Genomic DNA, 20,194 nt, shown 5'->3' with positions numbered 1-20,194 from the left:
AGTCCTTTAAAAAATTGGTACTTAAAGGTACGAATCAATATCGAACGGCTCGCCCGCCAGCAACAGTTCGCTCTCCAGGGGCTTGGGAACATTCGCGTATTGCACTGAATGCTGATTTTCAGTGTGTCTGGCCCAGCGCTCGATGCTCGCGGCGAACTCCGGTGACTGCGCCGCGCTGCCGTAGACGTCGGTCAGGGAGAGGACGCGACAGCGCAAGGTGTGCAGGCGCTGGCGGGTTCTCTTCAGCCGATCCTGCTCCCGGTTCAAGGCACTCAAGACGGCTTGTTCATTGGCCGTCGCGCCTCGCGGGCCCTCGTTATGGCGCATTTGCCGGGTATGCTCGTAGAGTTTTTCCCTGAACGCTGCCAGGGCATCGTCGATCACTTCGTATTCTCTTGAGGTGACAACGGTTTCGCCGGTTTCCTCGGTTTGCTGCCAGCGGCGCAAGGTCGCCCAGGCGAAAGGAATGTAACTGCCGAGCATCATGTGGTCTTTGTAGTCGATCAGTTGTGCCAGCAGGTTGCCGCGCACCGGCATATCGTTGCGCCGGGTCTGCTCCAGCATTGCGGTGCACGCGTAATTTTCGATCGACTCGCAACCTGGGTCCCACAACACCGCCGACGGCTCATGGCTGACGAAATGCACGGGCATGAAATGCTGCTGTTGCCCGTGATGGTGATAGGGATCACCGCCGACCCGCACCAGCCCCGCGCCGAACAGCAACAGGCCGTAGCCGCTGGCGATCGTCAGCGTCAGGCCCGGCAGCCAGACTTTCCAGTTGGCGTCCATCCAGGGCGCGGGCACGCCAGGGACCGGGTCGTTATTGTTGACCATGCGGTGATGCACAAGGTCGGCGGCGCCCTCGACGAAGGTCGAATCGCCGGCGCGTGGGGCGCCGTAGGTGTAGAGGAGGATGCTGTAGTTAAAGCCTGGACGACGACGTAAAGCTTCGGCCAGCAACAAGGCGATGGCACCGCCGAGGCTGTGTCCGCAGATGATGATCTTTTGCCCGGCGTGAAATTTATCCAGATAGCGCAAGACGAAATCTTTCAGCGCCTTGAACGCGTCGTAAAAGCCCTTGTGAACTTTGCCGTCACCTTCTTCAAATGGCACTTGCAGCGCATCCACATCACGCACCGCGTCCTTCAAACTCGCGGTGCCACGCACGGAAATCAGAATGACTTCGTCGTGATGACAGATGAACGCCTGGGTATCGCCACCGTCTTCCTGGTCATCGAAAAAATGCTGGTTGGCGGGATGCTCCTGGTCTTCGCCTTTGTCCGGATGATTCGACTCATACAGCGTCGGGTCGAACGGCAGGATTTCCAGGCGTCTTGAATACGGCACGTCTTCGTACAGCGGATAGAACCTTTGGGACTGCCCCCGATCGACGCGCCAGTTCTCCCGGAAACCGGCCAACGCTTCGCCAAACAGATTGCCGATGCTCGGGTCGAGGGTGAAGCGCACCTTGTCCAGCGGCCTTTTCGCCGGGTCCTGCGCGAAGTCGGTGTAACTCAAGGTCGCCATCAAGGCCAATTGATAGAGGTTCAGGGCACAGAACGAATCATCGGTGGACAGCATCGGCCGCAAGGCGCGCATCGGCCGCACTTCCAGCACGTTGTGCTGGTTGGGGCTGAGGGCGATGCCAAAGGAATGCTCGGGGCCGAAACCCAGTTCGCCCATGGCCCGGAGCAACGTGCTTTGCGGTTCGTGGAAGCGTTTGACCACCGGTGGCAGGTGCGCGCCATGACGGACCAGGTCGCGTACTTCGACCTGGATGAAGACGTCGGCTTCTTTGATCGCCGGGTTGTGTTCGCGCCGAAATCCGTCGGCGTGGAAGAAACGAGTTTGTTCGGCGCGGACCTGGAGTTCGGTGATGGGGAGGGGGTAGTGCTCTCGTGTTTTCAGTCGTACATATGGTTTTTCGAGTCCGTTGTACCGCTTGTCCATGAGGAGTACGACAGGCCCACGGTAATGGTTTTCTACTTTGGCAAAACCCTCACCGTTCAATCGCCCGGTGTATTCCTGACCGACACTGTCCATGACGGTATAAGGCAAGCCGCCATAGGGTTTTCCGTCGCCAAATTCGTCAACCAGGCGAAAACTCGTCCAATGCCCTCGCAGCGGGCAGGCCAACATTTTGCTGCTAAAGCAGCTCTCGACGTGTTCCTTGTCTGCCATGTTGTTGCTCCATTATTCAGTGCAATTGGGATAAACGCTGCACTCGCGGCCATCCGGCATTTTGAAAGACTTGAAATCGGTGGTATTGCCGTTACAGAACGCGTCTTGGTCTTCAAGACTCTCGCCAAAACAACGTTTCCAGCCATTAGGAAAGCGAACCCATTTGTCTTGTCCCGCGGGCCGCTCCTCAGCCGCCATTTGGAACACCATCCTCACCGTCCTGCCTGGCAAGTGATCGCGCTGCAACACTCCGCCCGCCATGTGTTTCACCATCTGCCCGTCAGCGCCCACAGCTCGACAATGAAGGATCTTTAAAATGCCTCTTGTAGAGGTAGCGGTACGAAACAACCACTGGCATTGCCCCTGAAACTCCTGAGTTCCTGAGCCGGGAAAGTCTGGAAAATCAGCCCCAAGAACGTCGCGAAAGGAAAGGCTGGCAAAGTCGCCGCTGATGTCGGACCAACGCGTGCCCCACTTCGCATCGAGGTTCAACCTCACACTCCTCAACACCAACGGACAGCCCCCCGCGCGCGTAGTCAGCGGAATCTGGAACTCCGCCGTGCGCGCAACGCTCTGGTATTCGCTTTTGAAGAACTTGCGATTCGGCGCCACTTCCCCGCGTTTGCGCGGCGGGGCTTCGCAAGTTTCGCCGGTGGCCGGCACGTAATAAGCGTCCGCCTTGACCCGAAAATCCGCTGGCACGTCAGCCTGCAAGGTAAAGCTTTGTGCCGGTGCGAAAACACAGCCACCAGCGGCGAGCGACAATGCGCAAATCGCCACGGCGCGAGCCAGTTGCCTGCGTATGACACACAACGATGGCGTGTTTTTGAGAACTGGCTTTTCCCCATCCTGGAGTGCCGTCACTTGATGATCCTGCCAACTGAACCGCTGAAAAAAGAAGTACGCAAATGTGGTTTGTCCATCGTTAACACCACCGGTCCACGGTAGTGATTTTCCATCCTTGCAAAACCCTCACCGTCCAATCGCCCATTACCTTGCTCGTCAACCAGACGAAAACTCGTCCAATGCCCCCGCAGCGGGCAGGCCAGTATCTTTTTGCTGAAACAGCTTTCGACTTGTTCCTTGTCGCTCATGTTGTTGCTCCCTTATTCAGTGCAGTTGGGGTAGACAGTGCAGGTTCTGCCGTCCGGCATTTTGAAATCCTTGAACTGAGGTGGATCCAGACAGAGCTCTTCGATATCTCGTCCCCATACCCCTCCACAGGGTTTCCAGCCGCCCGCTGTTTTGAACCAATACAAATCAAAATAAGGAGCTTCCTGCTCCGCCATCTTGAACACCATCCTCACCGTTCTGCCTGGCAACTGATCACGCTGCAATACCCCGCCCGCCATGCGTTTCATCATCTGCCCGTCCGCGTCTACAGCCCGACAATGCAGGAGTTTCCGGATATTGCGTTTGGGCCCGACGGTACGAAACAACCACTGGCATTGCCCCTCAAACTCCTGAGCCCCCGAGCCGGGAAGGGCTGGAAAATCAGCCCCAAGAACGTCACGAAAGGAAAGGCTGGCAAAGTCGCCACCGATGTCGGACCAACGCGTGCCCCACTTCGCATCGAGGTTTAACCTCACACTCCTCAACACCAGCGGACAGCCCCCGGCACGCGTAGTCAGCGGAATCTGGAACTCCGCCGTGCGCGCAACGCTCTGGTATTCACTTTTGAAGAACTTGCGATTCGGCGCCACTTCCCCGCGTTTGCGCGGCGGGGCTTCGCAAGTTTCGCCGGTGGCCGGCACGTAATAAGCGTCCGCCTTGACCCGAAAATCCGCTGGCACGTCGGCCTGCAAGGTAAAGCTCTGCACAGGGGCAAAAACACAGCCACCAGCGGCGAGCGACAAGGCGAAAATCGTCACTGCACGAGCCAGTTGCCGGTGTATGACACGCAACGATGGCGCGCTTTTGATAACTGACTTTTGCCCGTCCTGGAGTGCCGTCACTTGATGCTCCTGCCAATTGATCCGCTGAAAAACGAAGTATCAACAGGGGTATAGCAGCGATCCAGAACTGTCTGAGGGCCGCGGAAACGTTTGGGAACACGCCTACGTCATGCTCTGAAATATCTGACTTTTGCTGCGATTCCAGGGCATAAAAGTGCGCAATTTTTTGCCAGGCGACGGACGCTTTATCCGCGTGGTCCCGTTCCGAATGTAAAGACAACCCTTACAAACAAACACTTGACCACCCATACAGATGATAAGCATTATCATTCGCTCAAAATGGATCAGGTCCTTCCTCCCCGTGAGTCAATCGCGCTTCAACGACGTCTTCATCACTCAGCGAATCTCTCTGCTGCGCACGCTGGAGCGGATGGTCAACAACCACAGCACCGCCGAAGACCTGCTGCAGGAAACCTACCTGCGCGTGACCCGGGCGCTCAGCGAGCGGGCCATCGATCACCTTGAACCCTTCGTGTTCCAGACCGCGCGAAACCTGGCGCTGGACCATTTGCGCGCGCGACGCATTCATTCGCGCACCATGGTCGACGACGTACCGCTGGAGGTGGTGGAAAGCGTCGCCGCCCCCGCCAGCAGTGCCGAAGACGCTGCCCATGCCGAACAACTGCTCGAGCGTTTGAACGTGCGCCTCAGTCAACTCAGCCCTCGGCAACAGCAGATTTTCATCCTCAGTCGCCTGCACGGTCACAGCTACCTGGAGATCGCCGAGAAACTCAGTGTGTCGCTGAGCACTGTGCAAAAAGAACTGAAGCTGATCATGACGGTGTGCGTCGGCGTCGCCGAGCGGGCGAACGGCCACTGAGTCACCTGTGGCTCGACGGTTTTGCTCATCAGGGCTACCCTTGCCGCTCTTTTACGCTTCACTAAAAAAACAGTCGTGTACGAACACGCCGAGGAAACACCGTGACGGACACCCACCGCTCCCCTGAGCCCTCGACGGCGCAGGACGCTGCTGACGCGATGGACCAGGCCCTGGACTGGCTGATCGTGCTGGACAGCCCGAGCGAAGAACAAACCCGACAATTCCAGCAATGGCTCGCGGCCGATCCGGCGCATGCCGATGCATTCGCCAAGGCCCAAGCCATCTGGAACGGTCCGCAAGTCGCGCAGTGCGCGCAAAGCCTGGCTGCGCGCCCGGCGAAAGTCACCGTCCTGTCACGCCTGCGTCCACACTGGAAACCACTGGCCACCGCTGCGGTGCTGATTCTCGGCCTGTTCAGCTTCAGTAATCTGCCGATGCGTTTGCAGGCTGATCACTTGACCGTGGTCGGTGAACGCCAGCGCCTGCAACTGGAGGACGGTTCAAAAGTCCTGCTCAATACCAACTCGGCGTTTTCCAGCACCATCAACGACCAACAACGCGTGGCCCGCCTGTATCAGGGCGAAGCGTATTTCGAGGTGCAACCCCATCGCGGCCAGCCCCTGGAAATCGATGCCGGCCCTGTGACCGCGAGCGTTCGCGATACGGCGTTTGCCGTGCGTTATCTGGATGGCGTGACGCAGGTTCGGGTGCAACGCGGGGATGTCGACCTGCGTGCCACCCGCGACGACGCGCGGGTTCGCCTGTCTGCCGGGGAAAGTATCCGCATCGGTCCCAACGGTTTCGACCGTCCGTCCAAGCTGGATGCGGCCACCGACCTGGCGTGGGTCCAGGGTCGACTGGTGTTCGAAAACTGCCCGCTGAGCCAGGTTCTGGCGGAACTGCGTCGCTACTATCCAGGATGGATCATCAACAACAACGAGCAGTTGGCCGATGTCGCGGTGACGGGCAATTATCGCCTCGATCAGCCGCTGGACGTGGTGCGTTCCCTCGCCCACATTACCTCCGCCAAGCTTCGGGAATTCCCGGCGCTGGTGATTTTGAACTAAATGAGAATTATTTTTACTCGATAGTCGTTCCTCGTACGTCTCGTTATAGCCAATGCAATTGATTCGCATCTTAAGATGCCAATCAGCACCTATAAAGATTCGTGCGACACGGAGCGCTATCGATGTCCTCTCGCCTTACCCGCCAAGCCTCTTCACCCTCCCGCGTGCTGTCATTGTTGACCGCCGCCATCCTGATGGCCGGCACTGCACCGGTCATGGCCGCCACCACCGAACAACCTAGCCGCAACATGGGCGACTACTCGTTCGCCATTGCGCCGCAGTCGCTGGTGTCGGCACTCAATGCCTTTACTACCGTGACTGGCTGGCAGGTCGGCTTGCCGGCAGAGCTGGGCGAAGGTGTGACGTCCCCGGGTGTACGCGGGTCGCTGCCGCCGGAGAAAGCACTGGATCGCCTGTTGGTGGGGACCAACCTGAGCTATCGCAAACTGGGCAACAACAACATCGTGCTGGAGCGTCGCACCAACGCAGGCACCCTGAATCTGCAACAGGTCACCATCAGCGCCACGCGCAACGAACAAGACGTGACCAGCGTGCCCAGCACCGTCAGCGTTCACACCCGCGAAGAACTGGACCGCAATAACGTCAATACCATCAAGGACCTGGTGCGCTACGAGCCCGGTGTTTCGGTGGGCGGTGCCGGTACGCGCGGTGGTATCAGCGGCTACAACATCCGCGGCATCGACGGTAACCGCGTTTTGACCCAGATCGACGGCGTCGAAATCCCTAACGGATTCTTCAACGGCCCATATGCCAAGACACAGCGCAACTATGTTGACCCGGAGATCGTGAAACGCGTCGAAATCCTCCGCGGTCCGGCTTCAGTGCTCTACGGCAGCAACGCTATCGGCGGCGCGGTCAGCTACTTCACCCTCGACCCGGACGACATCATCAAGCCCGGTCAGGACGTCGGCGCTCGCCTGAAGACCGGCTACAGCTCGGCTGACGAGAGCTGGCTCAAATCCGCCACCGTCGCCGGGCGCGCCGATCAGTTCGACGGCCTGCTGCATTACAGCCAGCGCGACGGTCACGAAACCGAATCCTATGGCAGCAACAACGGTACAGGGCTGGCACGCACTGCCGCCAACCCGGAAGACGTGCGCGCCACTAACGTATTGGCCAAGGTCGGCTGGGACTACAAGGACGACGCACGCCTGGGGTTGACCTACGAGAAGTACAAGGATGATCGCGATACCGATCAGAAAAGCGCCTACGGCGGTCCTTACTTTGCCGGCGCGCCGACCATTCCAGACAGCGTTCTGCCCGGCGGCATGTACCAGTCGCGAACCGGTAACGACACCATTACCCGTGAACGCTTCGGCCTGGAACACAGCTTCGCCCTCGACAGCCTGTTAGTAGATAACGTGAAGTGGAGCCTGAACCACCAGATCGCAAAGACCGATCAGAGTACCGATGAGGTCTACTTCCCGATCACCCGCAAGGTACTGCGTACCCGGGACACGATCTACGAAGAAAAACAGTGGGTCTTCGACGCACAGTTGAACAAGGGTTTCAGCATTGCTGACACCGAGCATCTGCTGACCTACGGCACCACCATCAAGCAACAGAAAGTGACAGGGTCGCGCAGCGGGAATGGTACTTGCCTGGCCGTCGGTCGCGGCTGCACCGCCATCGGCGCCACCAGCGCAGCGGATGCGCTGAAAAAGTCCAGCGACTTCCCGGACCCGACCATCAACACCTACAGCGTGTTCGCCCAGGATCAGATCAGTTGGAACAACTGGACCTTCCTGCCGGGTCTGCGTTACGACTATACGGAGCTCAAGCCGGAGATCACTCAGGAGTTTCTCAACACCGTGTCCGCCGATGGTCGCGGCACCGTTAGCGACGAGAACAAGACCTGGCACAAAGTCTCGCCCAAGTTCGGCCTGACCTACGCCTTCAACGACAATTACACCTGGTACGGCCAGTACGCCGAAGGTTTCCGCACACCGACCGCTAAGGCGCTGTACGGGCGTTTCGAAAACACCACGACGGGTTACAGCGTGGAACCGAACCCGGATCTGGACCCGGAAAAAAGCCAAAGCTACGAGACCGGCCTACGCGGCAACTTCGAGCAGGGCCACTTCGATGTGGCGGTGTTCTACAACAAGTACCGCGACTTCATCAACGAAGACGCCGTCACGCCTGGCTATGACCAGCCGACCTTCCAGAGTGCCAACATCAAGCACGCCACCATCAAGGGGGCTGAAATCAAGGGTCGCCTAAACCTCGACGCCTTTGGCGCGCCACAGGGTCTCTACACCCAGGGCTCGGTGGCTTACGCCTACGGCCGCAACAACGACAACGGCGAGCCGATCAACAGTGTCAACCCGCTGACCGGCGTGTTCGGCCTCGGATACGACCAGGACAACTACGGCGGTCTGCTCAGCTGGACCCTGGTCAAGAAAAAGGATCGCGTCGACGACAGCAACTTCAAGTCGCCGGACGGCGTCAGCAGCCAGTTCAAGACTCCGGGTTTCGGCATTCTGGACCTGAGCGCTTACTACAAAGTGACCAACGACGTGACCCTCAGCGGTGGCGTCTACAACCTGACCGACAAAAAATACTGGTTGTGGGATGACGTGCGGGGTTACGACAACGTAGGTGAAGCCTCGGTGACACAACCAGCCAACCTCGATCGCCTGACTCAGCCGGGTCGCAACTTCGCAATCAATCTGATCTGGGACATCTGAGCCCGTCCCCTCACTGCGCGATTTCATCAATGCTGCGCAGTGAGGATTTTTTACTGTCGCGCACCTGCTCATTCGTCTCGTTACCAGGCTCATCTCTTTCTCAAGGATTTCTCATGACCACTCAGGACACGGCTCAACGCCCGGCCTTGCGCTCGCAACGCCTGAACCAGATCACCCACGAACCGCACAGCAAACTCGATGCTCTGGTCAAAGCTCACGCACCGTTCGAAACCCAGGCCAACTTCGCCCGTTTCGTGGTAGCGCAGTACCTGTTCCAGTCAGAACTTGTAGCGCTATACAACGATGCCGAATTGACCGCCATCGTCCCGGACCTGCCCGCTCGCTGCCGTGCGGAGGCAGCCAAAGCTGACCTCGCTGATCTGGACACCGAAGTGCCGGCGCCGGTCGCTGGCGCGGTGAACAACCCGAGCAAGGCCGAAGCGTTGGGATGGCTCTTCGTTTCCGAAGGTTCGAAGCTTGGCGCTGCGTTCCTGATCAAACGCGCAGTGGGCCTTGGCTTGAGCGAAACCTTCGGCGCCCGTCACCTTGGCGAACCGGCTGGTGGCCGCGCGCAAGGCTGGAAAAATTTCGTCAAAACCCTCGATGAACTGGAGCTCAGCGCAGAGGAAGAATCCGAACTGGACAAAGGCGCCATTGACGCGTTCAACCGCTTTACGGTGTTGTTGGAGCAGGCCTATGCCACTACTCCGGAAATCGCCTGACACACCACCGACCCTGTAGGAGCGAGCCTGCTCGCGATGACGGTCTGACATTCAATAGAGATGTCGGCTATAAACCGCTATCGCGAGCAGGCTCACTCCTACAAGGATTGAAGCAAGTCTGTAGATCCTCTTTCGCCCCCTGAGCCCATGCCCGCCACCTCAAAACTCACCCGTCTGCTCTTCGGTCTGCTGGCCTACATCAGCCTTGGCATCGGCCTGATCGCCATCGTCATCCCTGGCCTGCCCACCACCGAATTCATCCTGTTGGCCGCTTGGGCCGCGACCAAAAGTTCGCCACGCTTGAGTGCCTGGCTGGAAAACCATCGGTTGTTCGGCCCCATTCTCAGGAACTGGCGCAACGGCAAAATCATCGCGCGCCGGGCCAAGGTCAGCGCCACTGTCAGCATGCTGCTCTGTGCATCGCTGATGTTGGTGATGCTCGATCATGGCTGGCCCATTTATCTGGCGATCGTCGGCATGGGCCTGGGCAATCTGTGGATTTGGTCGCGCCCGGAATCACTGACGAAAGCATCCTGAAACCTATACAAATCCGCAAACAAAAGCGCATTTGAAAGTACCTACTTCCTGTTCGGACTTCTCCTACGTGTTTATCAGGTCACCCATTTCTGGGCCCGGCCGTTAAGCATCTTGGAACCCCCATGAAAGAGAAGCCGAGATGAATATAAATGCCGCTGCATCTTTTCAAATTACCCCCCTCCAACCGCTGAAGGCGAACACGGAAAAACATCAACTTGAGAAGGTCGAAAGCCGGGAAATAAATGAAGGAAGGGCTCGATTAACCATCGAGAAACTGATGGCTCCGCAACGGATGGGTATCAGCATCGATGACTTGGATGAACTGGATGAGTTTTTAAAAACAACCAGTCTTGGCCCCGGATCCGGTGACCTAAGTTATCGGATGGAAAATTTTAGAGACACAATCCTTCGGGGTAACGAATTTCGAGCAGCCGAGACGCTTCGCACAATGGAAAGGGTTTACTCTGATTTCAAACAAGACCTGCACAGTAAATGGCCCGCGTTAGCCGATAAGGTTTTCGGCTTCACGGTGTCTGAGGACGGTCGATTGCAAGTCACTTCGCCGCTCAACACCCTGGATGCCCGGGAAAAGGAAACGTTGGACACTCTGTTGAATGACTACAAAAACTTGCAATTCTTGACCCTGAAGCACGCCAAGGCCGTGATAGAACTGGTCCAGCAGGATAAGCAACAGTTCGAAGGCAAGGTGAAGCTGGACGTGACCAACTTCCATAAGATGATTGACTATGGATTGCTACTGAACAAAGGTGCACTTCAGGTGCAATACGCAGGCTCGTGGCTGGACCAATTACATAAAAATGCCGAAAAAGATCCGATTGAAAAAAATCAGGGACTGCATATCGAAGCCTGACCCTTTGATAAAACCCGGCAAAGCGAATGCCAAACGCTTCGCCGGGTGCGTGACAGGCCTAGTTGCGCAGCATCCGTTGATAACAGATATGAGCCAACGAAACGTTTGGCACATTGTGGCCGCCCACTCCCGATGCCTCTTTTCCCTGAACCTTGATCAACCAATACCCCAGGTTATATTCAAGTTCCCACTGATAGTTATACTTGCCACTGCGGGTCCAGAAAGGGTCGGACTTTAGATTGCCGTAACACTCGCCCAACCGAACGACACTCGCCGCATTACCGGAACTGTCCGTCATAAGGTCAAACTCTGCATCATCCGCGCCCTTGTTCAATATCAAAGTAGCGGTAGCGCCTTCGAGCGCATGCCCTGTCGAATCCTGCAACCGGACCGACCAGTTCAAGGCTATGTAGACTTGGGTGGTCGCCCAGTAAAGCGGCAGTTGACTAGCGTCGCCACGCACGAGACTGTCTGTGTAATAGGGCGCTGAACCAAACTCGACTGGGTAGGCTTCACCTGCCACGAACGGGACAGATGCTGACTTCGAGATACGAATCTGCACTTCCTGGTTCGGCTGTAAGCCAGACACCGTAAGCGGTGTCCCCCAAGGAATTGCAGACCAGGCGCCATCGAGATTGTATTCGAGGGTCAATGACCGACCGTTCACCACTTTCGCATTGATCCATACATCCTGCCCTCGCACGGCCGTGAAGCTGTAATGCTTCACCTCCGATTCATCAGCCAGACTGACCTCAAGGGTATTCAGCTTGTCGGGCAGCGCGGTGGCCCCCAGGTTTACTTGAGCGGTAATACTCGAAACAGCCGCCGCATTCAAATAAGACATTGCGGGCGCCGCTCCCGCCGCCAACATCATCCCCCAAAACAACAATACCGAGCGCAACCCGGTCTTTTTAAAACAACTAATCCACATAAAGTTTTCCGATTAATGACTATCAGACGCCGGAGTTAAAAACTTCCGAAAGGGTTCCACCGAAATGGCATCTGCATTTAAGCGCCTTGGTCTTTATGAGAAGCGGTACATATATATTTTTGTAAAATTCATTTAAAGCACAAAAACAAACCTCGCGATTTTCGACAAATTGAGGACTTTTTACCCGACGCTTATGCGCAATGGGCTAGTTAATCTTGGACTTGATCACGGCAGCCCCCGCCAAACTCCCGCAGCCCAACCGTGATTTCCCCCGTTTTTATTTCGTTTTTCGGCACATTTTCCCGCGCAAACGTTCAACCCTTACCGTTCGTCGGCAGGTCCCTCATGCAATCTCCTCTCCACGCCGATGAGTATTGAATGGCGCTGAATGGATTTGGCGTATTGAGTCGTCCCTGACTCCTAGCCAACAGCTCATCCATTCGCGAGTTCGCCCCATGTTCGACTCACTGTCCATCCGCCTGAAAATTGTCCTGCTCTCCGGTCTGTGCCTGCTTGGCGTGGTCGCGTTGATCGTCGGCATGAATTTCTACCAAACCAATGAAAACGACGAATTGGTCAGCAATTCCAGCAGCAAGATGCTCACCGACAGCGTGCAGGACTTGCTGCAGGCCAAGGCAGCCGAGCAAGCGGTGCGGGTGCAGAAGACCTTCGGCGAAACGCTGACGGTGGTGACTGCCCTGGCCGATCAGATCAAGGACATGCGCGCCATGGCCACCAAGCGGTCGCTGGAGGCTGGCGCGCTGCGTGAGGAATTGAACCAAAGCCTGAAAACCGCGTTCGAGCGCAACAGCAAAGTGCTGGGGATCTGGCTGGCGTTCGAGCCCAATGGCCTGGATGGCAAGGACAGCGAGTTCGCCAATGACGCCGCTCACCAGTCCAACGAAGCCGGGCGTTTCGCCACCTACTGGAGCCGTGCCGGAGGGCAAGCGCTGAACACGATCATGGTCGAAGAGGACATGACCAAAACCACCCTGAATCTCAGTGGCACGCCGTACAACGTCTGGTACACCTGCCCTCGGGACAGCAAGCGCATCTGCCTGCTCGACCCGTACGCCGATACGGTCGGTAACAAGGAAGTGTTGATGACCACCATTTCCGTGCCACTGCTGGTGGACGGCAAGTCCATCGGTGTGGTCGGAATCGACATCGCCCTCGACGCCCTGCAAGCAGCGGCGGTCGACTCCCAGCGCGAACTGTTCAACAGCGCCGGGCACATGCTGATCGTCTCAGGCACGGGCGTGATGGCGGCCTACAGCGTCGACGCTGGCAAGGTAGGCAAAAGCATCGGTGACACCCTCGGCGCGGACGGCAAGGACATCCTGCAACTGCTCGGTGCTGGCACACCAAAAATTCTGCAACAGGGCGACCTGATCCGCGCGGTTTACCCGGTCAGTCCGATTGCCGACTCCAAAGCCTGGGGCGTGATCATCGACCTGCCCAAGCAAGTGTTGCTAGCCGATTCGGTGAAGTTGCAAGCGGTGCTCGACGATGCCCAACAAAGCGGCACGATCAAAGCCGTTGGCGTGGCGATCATTGCCGGGCTGATCGGTTTGCTGCTGACCTGGCTGACTGCTTCCGGCGTCACCCGGCCAATCAACAGCGTTGCCGAGATGCTCAAGGCGATTGCCAGTGGCGACGGCGATCTGACCCAACGCCTGCACTACAGCAAGAAGGATGAACTGGGCGAACTGGTCAGCTGGTTCAACCGTTTCCTCGACAAGCTGCAACCGACCATTGCGCAGATCAAGCAAAGCATCACCGACGCGCGCGGCACTGCCGACCAGTCTTCGGAAATCGCCCGCCAGACCAGTGAAGGCATGCAGGTGCAGTTCCGCGAAATCGACCAGGTGGCCACCGCGTCCAATGAAATGAGCGCCACGGCCCATGACGTCGCCAACAGCGCCTCGAACGCCGCGAGTGCGGCCAAGGGTGCCGACCAGTCGGCCCGCGACGGCATGCAGATCATCGAGCGCAGTACCCGTGACATCAATCAACTGGCCGATGAAGTCAGCAAAGCGGTGACCGAGGTTGAAGCGTTGGCGGTAAACAGCGAGCAGATCGGTTCGGTGTTGGAGGTGATCCGCAGCATCGCCGAACAAACCAACCTGCTGGCGCTCAATGCCGCGATCGAAGCCGCCCGGGCCGGCGAAAGCGGGCGCGGGTTTGCCGTGGTTGCCGACGAAGTGCGCAACCTGGCCAAACGCACCCAGGACTCGGTGGAAGAAATTCGCCTGGTGATCGAACGCATCCAGAGCGGTACCCGCGGCGTGGTCGCCACGATGCATTCGAGTCAGACCCAGGCCCACAGCAACGCCGGTCAGATCCAGCAAGCGGTGCAGGCGCTGAGCAAGATCAGCGATGCGGTCACGGTGATCAGCGACATGAACCTGCAAATCGCCAGTGCCGCCGAACAGCAAAGCGCCGTGGCCGAAGAGGTCAACCGCAACGTTTCGGCGATCCGCACCGTCACCGAAACCCTGACCGGCCAGGCCACCGAATCGGCGCAGATCAGCAGCCAACTCAACAACCTGACTACTCATCAAATGAAATTGATGGATCAGTTTCGCGTGTAACCCCGCCACCTCTGTAGGAGCTGGCTTGCCAGCGATAGCGACCGTTCGGGCGACTTGGTGTTGAATGCCATGCCGCCATCGCTGGCTTACCAGCTCCTGCAGAGGAATTCATCCGGCTCGCGGTTTTTTTGATTTATGCTCGGGCTCACGTTCCGGAGGGCCTTCGATGACTGATTTGCTCACGTCCATTCAAGCCGCACTCGGCTTGCCCCGCACCCCGATCCCGTTCACCTCGACAGGCGCCCTGCCCTCGGCGTTTGCCGTGACAGACCTGGCCTGCGCCAGCATCGCCGCCGCCGGCCAGGCGGTCAGTGAATTGCTGCACCAACAAACCGGCCGCTTGCCTGCTATCGAAGTCGACCGGCGCCTCGCTTCGTTCTGGTTCTCTTCTTCGATCCGCCCACTGGGCTGGAGTGTTCCGCCGCTGTGGGACCCGATCACCGGGGACTACGCCGCCAAGGACGGCTGGATCCGTCTGCACACCAACGCGCCCCATCACCGCGCTGCAGCCGAAACGGTACTCGGCGCCTGTACCGATCGTACCGAGATGGCGACCAAAGTGGCGCAATGGGCCAAAAGCGATCTGGAGCAAGCCGTGGTCGATGCCGGTGGTTGCGCCGCCGAAATGCGCACTTGGGAACAGTGGCAGGCCCATCCTCAAGGACGCGCAGTAAACGCCGAGCCGTTGATTCGATTCGCTCATCACAGCAGCCACAACGGCAAAGCGTGGCAGGGTTCGGTGGCGCAACCGCTGGCGGGCATCAAGGTGCTGGATTTGACCCGCGTACTCGCCGGCCCGGTCGCCAGCCGCTTTCTCGCCGGTCTCGGCGCCGACGTTTTGCGTATCGACCCTCCTACCTGGAACGAGCCCGGCGTGGTGCCGGAAATGACTTTGGGCAAGCGCTGCGCGCGCCTGGATCTGCACGATAAGACGGATCGCATGACCTTTGAAAGCCTGCTCAAGGACGCCGACATCGTGCTCCACGGCTACCGCGCCGATGCGCTGGAACGCCTGGGTTTCGGTGCCACCGAGCGACAACGATTCGCCCCCGGCCTGATCGACGTTTGCCTGAATGCCTACGGTTGGAGCGGCCCGTGGCAGAACCGCCGGGGGTTCGACAGCCTGGTGCAGATGAGCAGCGGAATTGCCGAAGCCGGTATGCACTGGAAGCGCTCGAACAAGCCGATGCCCTTACCGCTGCAAGCCCTCGATCACGCCACCGGATATTTGATGGCGGCCAGTGCGATCAAGTTGTTGTCAGAACGCTTGAGCAGCGGACAGGGTGGATCGGCGCGGTTGTCGTTGGCGCGAACGGCGAAGTTGTTGATCGACAATGGACGAGGGATCGAGGAGTCGTTGCGGGCGGAAGATGAACATGATCAGGGCATGCTGGTGGAGCAGACATCCTGGGGGCCGGCGCATCGGTTGCAGGTTCCGTTGAAGATCACCGGGACGCCATTGCAGTGGGCGATTGCGGCCGGGGAATTGGGTTCACACCGCGCGCAATGGTGGTGAATTACAGATCGACATCGCTGGCAAGCCAGCGCCCACAGGTCCCACGTCCCCCTGTAGGAGCTGGCTTGCCAGCGATAACGTCCGCCCAATCAACACAAAAAAAGGATACGCCTCAATCCGCACGACTCAACGAAGTCCAAAGCAACTGCGCCGCATATCCCCTATACGGGCGCCAGTTTTCCGCCCGCGTTAAAAGCTGCCGAGCCGTCACCGGCTCACCCTCCAATCCCGCCAACGCATTGAGCAACCCTACATCACCATTCGGAAAACCATCCATCTCGCGCAACTGCCGCAGGGCGATGTACTGCGCTGTCCAGTCGCCAATCCCATGCAATGCCAGCAACCGCGCCACCCCACCCACGCGTCCCGGCTCAAACAACAACGGGTCATCCAGCAACGCCTGACCCACACCCGATAACGTCCGGCCACGACTTTTTGGGATTCCAAACGTTGCCAGGTCCGCTGCCGCCAATACCGAGGCATCCGGAAAAACGTGGGTCAAACCTTCCCGGGGCGAAACCAACGGCGCGCCATACTGCGCCACCAATTTGCCCGCCAGTTTGATCGCCGCCACCACCGTAATCTGCTGCCCCAACACCGCACGAATCGCCAACTCCAGACCGTCCCACGCCCCCGGTACACGCAACCCCGGGCGCTCGGCAATCAGCCGGGCCAGCAGCGGATCTTGCGTCAAATGTCGTTGCATCGTGGGCAGATCGGCGTCCAGGTCAAACATTCGTCGCAGTCGCGCGACGATTTCGGACAGCGCATTCGGGTCGGGAAAATCCAGGGTCAATTCCAGCGAGTCCGCTGTCGCAGGCTGGATCGATAGCGTGCCGTGAACACCGTTCAAGCCGATACTGCGCGAGTAAACACCGTCGGCCACCACTTCCATTCCGGCAACCGCCCGTGCCGACAAGTACCCCAGCATCGCCGTCCAGTCATAGGGGGGCTCGAATGCCAGCAACACCTTCACAGACTCAAAACCCCGCTATACAACGCATACGCCGCCAGCCCCGCACCACAGATCACGCAAGTGAAGATGCCCTTTTCGATCGTGGTGAACACCGACATACCCTGCTCATGCCGAGCCTTGGCGAACAAAATCACCCCTGGGGCATACAGCAACGCCGAGAGCAGCAAATACTTCAAGCCGCCGGCGTACAACAACCACACCGCGTAACTCACGGCGACGACGCCGATCAGCAGATCCTTGGTCCGTTCCGCCGACGCCTGTTCGTAGGTTTCACCGCGCCCGCTCAACAGCACCGCATACGCCGCCGACCACAGGTACGGCACCAGAATCATCGACGAGGCGAGGTAAATCAGGCTGGTGTAAGTGCCAGCGGAAAACAACGTGATCAACAGGAAGAGCTGGATCATCGTGTTGGTCAGCCACAACGCATTGACCGGCACATGGTTGGCGTTTTCCTTGGTCAGGAACGCCGGCATGGTTTTGTCTTTCGCCGTGGCGAAGAGGATCTCGGCGCACAGCAACGCCCAGGACAACAACGCACCCAGTAGCGAAATCGCCAGGCCAACGCTGATCAGCAAAGCGCCCCACGGGCCGACGATATGTTCCAGCACCGAGGCCAGCGACGGGTTCTGCAAGCTGGCCAGTTCCGGCTGGCTCATGATGCCCAGCGACAGCACATTCACCAGCACCAACAACGCCAGTACCCCGAGAAAACCGATGACCGTCGCCCGACCGACATCCGAGCGTTTCTCCGCCCGCGCCGAATACACACTGGCGCCCTCGATGCCGATGAAGACGAACACCGTCACCAGCATCATGTTGCGCACCTGATCCATCACACTGCCGAAACTCGGGTTACTACGGCCCCAGATATCCCGGGTAAAGATGTCCGCCTTGAACGCCACTGCCGCGATGACGACGAACAGGATCAGCGGCACGATCTTGGCCACGGTCGTCAGCAAATTTATGAACGCCGCTTCCTTGATTCCGCGCATCACCACGAAATGCACGGTCCACAGCAGCACCGAGGCACAGGCGATGGCAATCGGCGTGTTGCCTTCGCCAAAGACCGGAAAGAAAAAACCAAGGGTGCTGAAAAGCAGGACGAAGTAGCCGACATTGCCCAGCCAGGCACTGATCCAGTAACCCCAGGCAGAAGAGAAACCCATGTAATTGCCAAAACCGGCCTTGGCGTAGGCGTACACCCCTGAGTCCAGTTCCGGCTTTCGGTTGGCCAACGTCTGGAACACAAAAGCTAGCGTGAGCATGCCGACAGCGGTGATCGCCCAGCCAATCAATATCGCACCGGCATCGGCTTTGGCCGCCATGTTCTGCGGCAGGGAGAAAATCCCGCCGCCAATCATCGACCCCACCACCAAGGCGATCAGTGCGCTCAGTCGAAGCTTTTGCGTCGATTGCGACATGGCTGCGTCTCCATTCCCAAGGGGCGGCAGTCGCCGCGAGATCGTCACATAACCGGCGTTAACTTACGGTTGAAGCGTAATGACGTTTACTGAATAACGCCAACAAACGACCTTTTTATTACCCAATCCATCGGAGCCAACGGCGATATATTTATTCGCTTTATAAACAGAAGCCTGAAAGAAAATTCAGTTCTAACGATCACAAGCAAAGTTGCGGATTGGCAAAAACGAACTAGCGTCATAATTCGCAGGGAATGCGAAAAAGTTTCAAAAAAATCATCAACGTCTCTGGAACAGGCATTACAGGCTGTAGCGTTGTGCGAGCTAATTTTTCAGTTATTAACAACGGAATGTAGACCTGCACTGATCTAAGTCAGCCGACTCAAAGGCTGGCGGACTTAGTCTGTTGTCTCACTTCTCCTGCAATGGAGTCATGCAATGTCTGAAGCTCCCGGAAAACTGAAACTCGGCGCACTGGTTGCATTAGTCGTCGGTTCGATGATTGGCGGCGGTATCTTTTCGTTGCCGCAGAACATGGCGGCCAGTGCGGACGTCGGCGCCATTCTGATTGGTTGGGCGATCACCGCTGTCGGCATGCTCACCTTGGCTTTTGTCTTCCAGACTCTGGCCAACCGCAAACCTGACCTGGACGGCGGGGTCTACGCCTACGCCAAGGCCGGCTTCGGCGATTACATGGGTTTCTCGTCAGCCTGGGGGTACTGGATCAGTGCCTGGCTGGGCAACGTTGGCTACTTCGTTTTGCTGTTCAGCACCCTCGGCTACTTCTTCCCGGTGTTTGGCGAAGGCAACACGGTGGCCGCCGTGATCGGTGCATCGGTGTTGCTGTGGGCCGTGCATTTGCTTGTGCTGCGGGGAATCAAGGAAGCGGCGTTCATTAACCTGGTCACCACCGTGGCCAAGATCGTGCCGCTGGTGCTGTTTATTTTGATTGCCCTGTTCGCCTTCAAGCTGGACATCTTCACGGCCGATATCTGGGGCGTGAAGAATCCGGACCTGGGCAGCGTGATGGACCAGGTGCGCAACATGATGCTGGTCACCGTGTGGGTGTTCATCGGCATCGAAGGCGCGAGCATTTTCTCGGCCCGCGCAGAAAAACGCAGTGATGTGGGTAAAGCCACGGTGATCGGTTTTATCTCCGTACTGCTGATTCTGGTGCTGGTGAACGTGCTGTCGCTGGGCATCCTGACCCAACCGGAACTGGCCAAGCTGCAGAACCCGTCGATGGCCGCCGTGCTGGAGCATGTGGTCGGCAAGTGGGGGGCGGTGCTGATCAGTGTCGGCCTGATCATTTCGCTGCTGGGTGCGCTGCTGTCATGGGTGCTGCTGTGCGCGGAGATCATGTTCGCCGCCGCCAAGGACCACACCATGCCGGCCTTCCTGCGCAAGGAAAACGCCAACCAGGTGCCGGTCAATGCCCTGTGGCTGACCAACGCCATGGTGCAGATATTCCTGATCATCACGCTGTTTTCAGCCAGTACTTACCTGTCGCTGATCTACCTCGCCACTTCAATGATTCTGGTGCCGTACCTGTGGTCGGCCGCCTACGCCCTGCTATTGGCCGTGCGCGGCGAAACCTACGAAGGTGCGGCGGGCGAACGGCAGAAGGATCTGATCATTGGCGCCGTCGCCTTGATCTACGCGGTCTGGCTGCTATACGCGGGCGGCATCAAGTATCTGCTGCTGTCGGCCCTGCTCTACGCCCCGGGCGCGATCCTGTTCGCCAAGGCCAAGCTGGAACTCAAAAAACCGGTTTTCACCAACGTCGAGAAGCTGATTTTCGTAGCGGTGGTCGTGTGCGCCCTGGTGGCGGCCTACGGCCTCTACGACGGCTTCCTGACCCTGTAACACGACTGTTTTGCCATCTGGAG

Annotated in this window: 16 protein-coding genes; 9 read left to right on the top strand and 7 right to left on the bottom strand. The window is 58.2% G+C overall.

Annotated features, from left to right (window positions below; all coding sequences use genetic code 11):
- Positions 1-21: 21 nt before the first annotated feature.
- From ABVN21_RS01485 to ABVN21_RS01470, 4 genes are read right to left on the bottom strand one after another with little or no spacing between them, the layout of a single operon-like run.
- A complete protein-coding gene (locus ABVN21_RS01485; RefSeq protein WP_339556091.1) occupies positions 22-2,181 on the bottom strand; it encodes a lipase family protein in 2,160 nt (719 codons plus the stop codon).
- 12 nt (positions 2,182-2,193) lie between these two features.
- Positions 2,194-3,045, bottom strand: a complete 852-nt coding sequence (locus tag ABVN21_RS01480; RefSeq protein ID WP_353637216.1) for a hypothetical protein — start codon at positions 3,043-3,045, stop codon at positions 2,194-2,196.
- Positions 3,042-3,275, bottom strand: coding sequence for a hypothetical protein (locus ABVN21_RS01475; RefSeq protein ID WP_339556089.1), 234 nt, complete (start codon positions 3,273-3,275; stop codon positions 3,042-3,044). The genes ABVN21_RS01480 and ABVN21_RS01475 overlap by 4 nt, the downstream gene beginning before the upstream one ends.
- A 12-nt stretch (positions 3,276-3,287) precedes the next feature.
- On the bottom strand, positions 3,288-4,136 hold the full coding sequence (locus tag ABVN21_RS01470) for a hypothetical protein (protein WP_339556088.1): 849 nt from the start codon (positions 4,134-4,136) through the stop codon (positions 3,288-3,290).
- A gap of 301 nt (positions 4,137-4,437) precedes the next feature.
- On the opposite strand from ABVN21_RS01470, the gene ABVN21_RS01465 reads away from it, so the two are divergent.
- The 6 genes from ABVN21_RS01465 (at position 4,438) to ABVN21_RS01440 (ending at position 10,864) form a co-directional block, all read left to right on the top strand.
- Positions 4,438-4,956, top strand: a complete 519-nt coding sequence (locus ABVN21_RS01465) for an RNA polymerase sigma factor (RefSeq protein WP_339556087.1) — start codon at positions 4,438-4,440, stop codon at positions 4,954-4,956.
- 101 nt (positions 4,957-5,057) lie between these two features.
- The gene (locus ABVN21_RS01460; RefSeq protein ID WP_339556086.1) at positions 5,058-6,023 is read left to right on the top strand and encodes a FecR domain-containing protein; all 966 of its coding nucleotides are present in this window, start codon (positions 5,058-5,060) and stop codon (positions 6,021-6,023) included.
- A 122-nt stretch (positions 6,024-6,145) separates the two neighbouring features.
- Positions 6,146-8,734, top strand: a complete 2,589-nt coding sequence (locus tag ABVN21_RS01455; RefSeq protein ID WP_339556085.1) for a TonB-dependent receptor — start codon at positions 6,146-6,148, stop codon at positions 8,732-8,734.
- A gap of 113 nt (positions 8,735-8,847) precedes the next feature.
- Positions 8,848-9,456 carry a biliverdin-producing heme oxygenase gene (locus tag ABVN21_RS01450; protein WP_339556084.1) on the top strand — a complete coding sequence of 203 codons (609 nt, stop codon included), beginning with the start codon at positions 8,848-8,850 and terminating at the stop codon, positions 9,454-9,456.
- Between the two features lie 147 nt (positions 9,457-9,603).
- Positions 9,604-9,993 (top strand): YbaN family protein, encoded by a 390-nt coding sequence (locus ABVN21_RS01445; RefSeq protein WP_339556083.1) that lies wholly within the window; start codon positions 9,604-9,606, stop codon positions 9,991-9,993.
- Between the two features lie 139 nt (positions 9,994-10,132).
- Positions 10,133-10,864 carry a hypothetical protein gene (locus ABVN21_RS01440; RefSeq protein ID WP_339556082.1) on the top strand — a complete coding sequence of 244 codons (732 nt, stop codon included), beginning with the start codon at positions 10,133-10,135 and terminating at the stop codon, positions 10,862-10,864.
- Positions 10,865-10,922: 58 nt separating this feature from the next.
- Here the strand turns inward: ABVN21_RS01440 and ABVN21_RS01435 are convergent, their stop codons facing one another.
- Positions 10,923-11,708, bottom strand: a complete 786-nt coding sequence (locus tag ABVN21_RS01435) for a hypothetical protein (protein ID WP_339556081.1) — start codon at positions 11,706-11,708, stop codon at positions 10,923-10,925.
- A gap of 542 nt (positions 11,709-12,250) precedes the next feature.
- Between ABVN21_RS01435 and ABVN21_RS01430 the strand changes: the two genes are divergently transcribed.
- The gene (locus ABVN21_RS01430; protein ID WP_339556080.1) at positions 12,251-14,389 is read left to right on the top strand and encodes a methyl-accepting chemotaxis protein; all 2,139 of its coding nucleotides are present in this window, start codon (positions 12,251-12,253) and stop codon (positions 14,387-14,389) included.
- 166 nt (positions 14,390-14,555) lie between these two features.
- Entirely contained in the window at positions 14,556-15,905 is a 1,350-nt protein-coding gene (locus ABVN21_RS01425) for a CoA transferase (protein WP_339556079.1), read from the top strand.
- Between the two features lie 112 nt (positions 15,906-16,017).
- Here the strand turns inward: ABVN21_RS01425 and ABVN21_RS01420 are convergent, their stop codons facing one another.
- Together ABVN21_RS01420 and arcD (ABVN21_RS01415) are read right to left on the bottom strand one after the other, a co-directional pair.
- Positions 16,018-16,881 (bottom strand): DNA-3-methyladenine glycosylase, encoded by an 864-nt coding sequence (locus ABVN21_RS01420; RefSeq protein WP_339556078.1) that lies wholly within the window; start codon positions 16,879-16,881, stop codon positions 16,018-16,020.
- On the bottom strand, positions 16,878-18,305 hold the full coding sequence (gene arcD / locus ABVN21_RS01415; RefSeq protein ID WP_339556077.1) for an arginine-ornithine antiporter: 1,428 nt from the start codon (positions 18,303-18,305) through the stop codon (positions 16,878-16,880). The genes ABVN21_RS01420 and arcD (ABVN21_RS01415) overlap by 4 nt, the downstream gene beginning before the upstream one ends.
- A 438-nt stretch (positions 18,306-18,743) precedes the next feature.
- Between arcD (ABVN21_RS01415) and arcD (ABVN21_RS01410) the strand changes: the two genes are divergently transcribed.
- A complete protein-coding gene (gene arcD / locus ABVN21_RS01410) occupies positions 18,744-20,171 on the top strand; it encodes an arginine-ornithine antiporter (RefSeq protein ID WP_339556076.1) in 1,428 nt (475 codons plus the stop codon).
- Positions 20,172-20,194 lie beyond the last annotated feature (23 nt).

This window comes from Pseudomonas sp. MYb327, assembly GCF_040438925.1.
Lineage (GTDB): Bacteria > Pseudomonadota > Gammaproteobacteria > Pseudomonadales > Pseudomonadaceae > Aquipseudomonas.
This window is presented reverse-complemented; position numbering and strand designations above follow the sequence as displayed.

Excerpts from the sequence above, each read along its gene's own strand:
- ABVN21_RS01485 (WP_339556091.1), bottom strand. The coding sequence starts at position 2,181 with ATGGCAGACAAGGAACACGTCGAGAGCTGCTTTAGCAGCAAAATGTTG.
- ABVN21_RS01475 (WP_339556089.1), bottom strand. The coding sequence starts at position 3,275 with ATGAGCGACAAGGAACAAGTCGAAAGCTGTTTCAGCAAAAAGATACTG.
- ABVN21_RS01455 (WP_339556085.1), top strand. The coding sequence starts at position 6,146 with ATGTCCTCTCGCCTTACCCGCCAAGCCTCTTCACCCTCCCGCGTGCTG.
- ABVN21_RS01450 (WP_339556084.1), top strand. The coding sequence starts at position 8,848 with ATGACCACTCAGGACACGGCTCAACGCCCGGCCTTGCGCTCGCAACGC.
- ABVN21_RS01445 (WP_339556083.1), top strand. The coding sequence starts at position 9,604 with ATGCCCGCCACCTCAAAACTCACCCGTCTGCTCTTCGGTCTGCTGGCC.
- ABVN21_RS01440 (WP_339556082.1), top strand. The coding sequence starts at position 10,133 with ATGAATATAAATGCCGCTGCATCTTTTCAAATTACCCCCCTCCAACCG.
- ABVN21_RS01435 (WP_339556081.1), bottom strand. The coding sequence starts at position 11,708 with ATGTCTTATTTGAATGCGGCGGCTGTTTCGAGTATTACCGCTCAAGTA.
- ABVN21_RS01430 (WP_339556080.1), top strand. The coding sequence starts at position 12,251 with ATGTTCGACTCACTGTCCATCCGCCTGAAAATTGTCCTGCTCTCCGGT.
- ABVN21_RS01425 (WP_339556079.1), top strand. The coding sequence starts at position 14,556 with ATGACTGATTTGCTCACGTCCATTCAAGCCGCACTCGGCTTGCCCCGC.
- arcD (WP_339556077.1), bottom strand. The coding sequence starts at position 18,305 with ATGTCGCAATCGACGCAAAAGCTTCGACTGAGCGCACTGATCGCCTTG.
- arcD (WP_339556076.1), top strand. The coding sequence starts at position 18,744 with ATGTCTGAAGCTCCCGGAAAACTGAAACTCGGCGCACTGGTTGCATTA.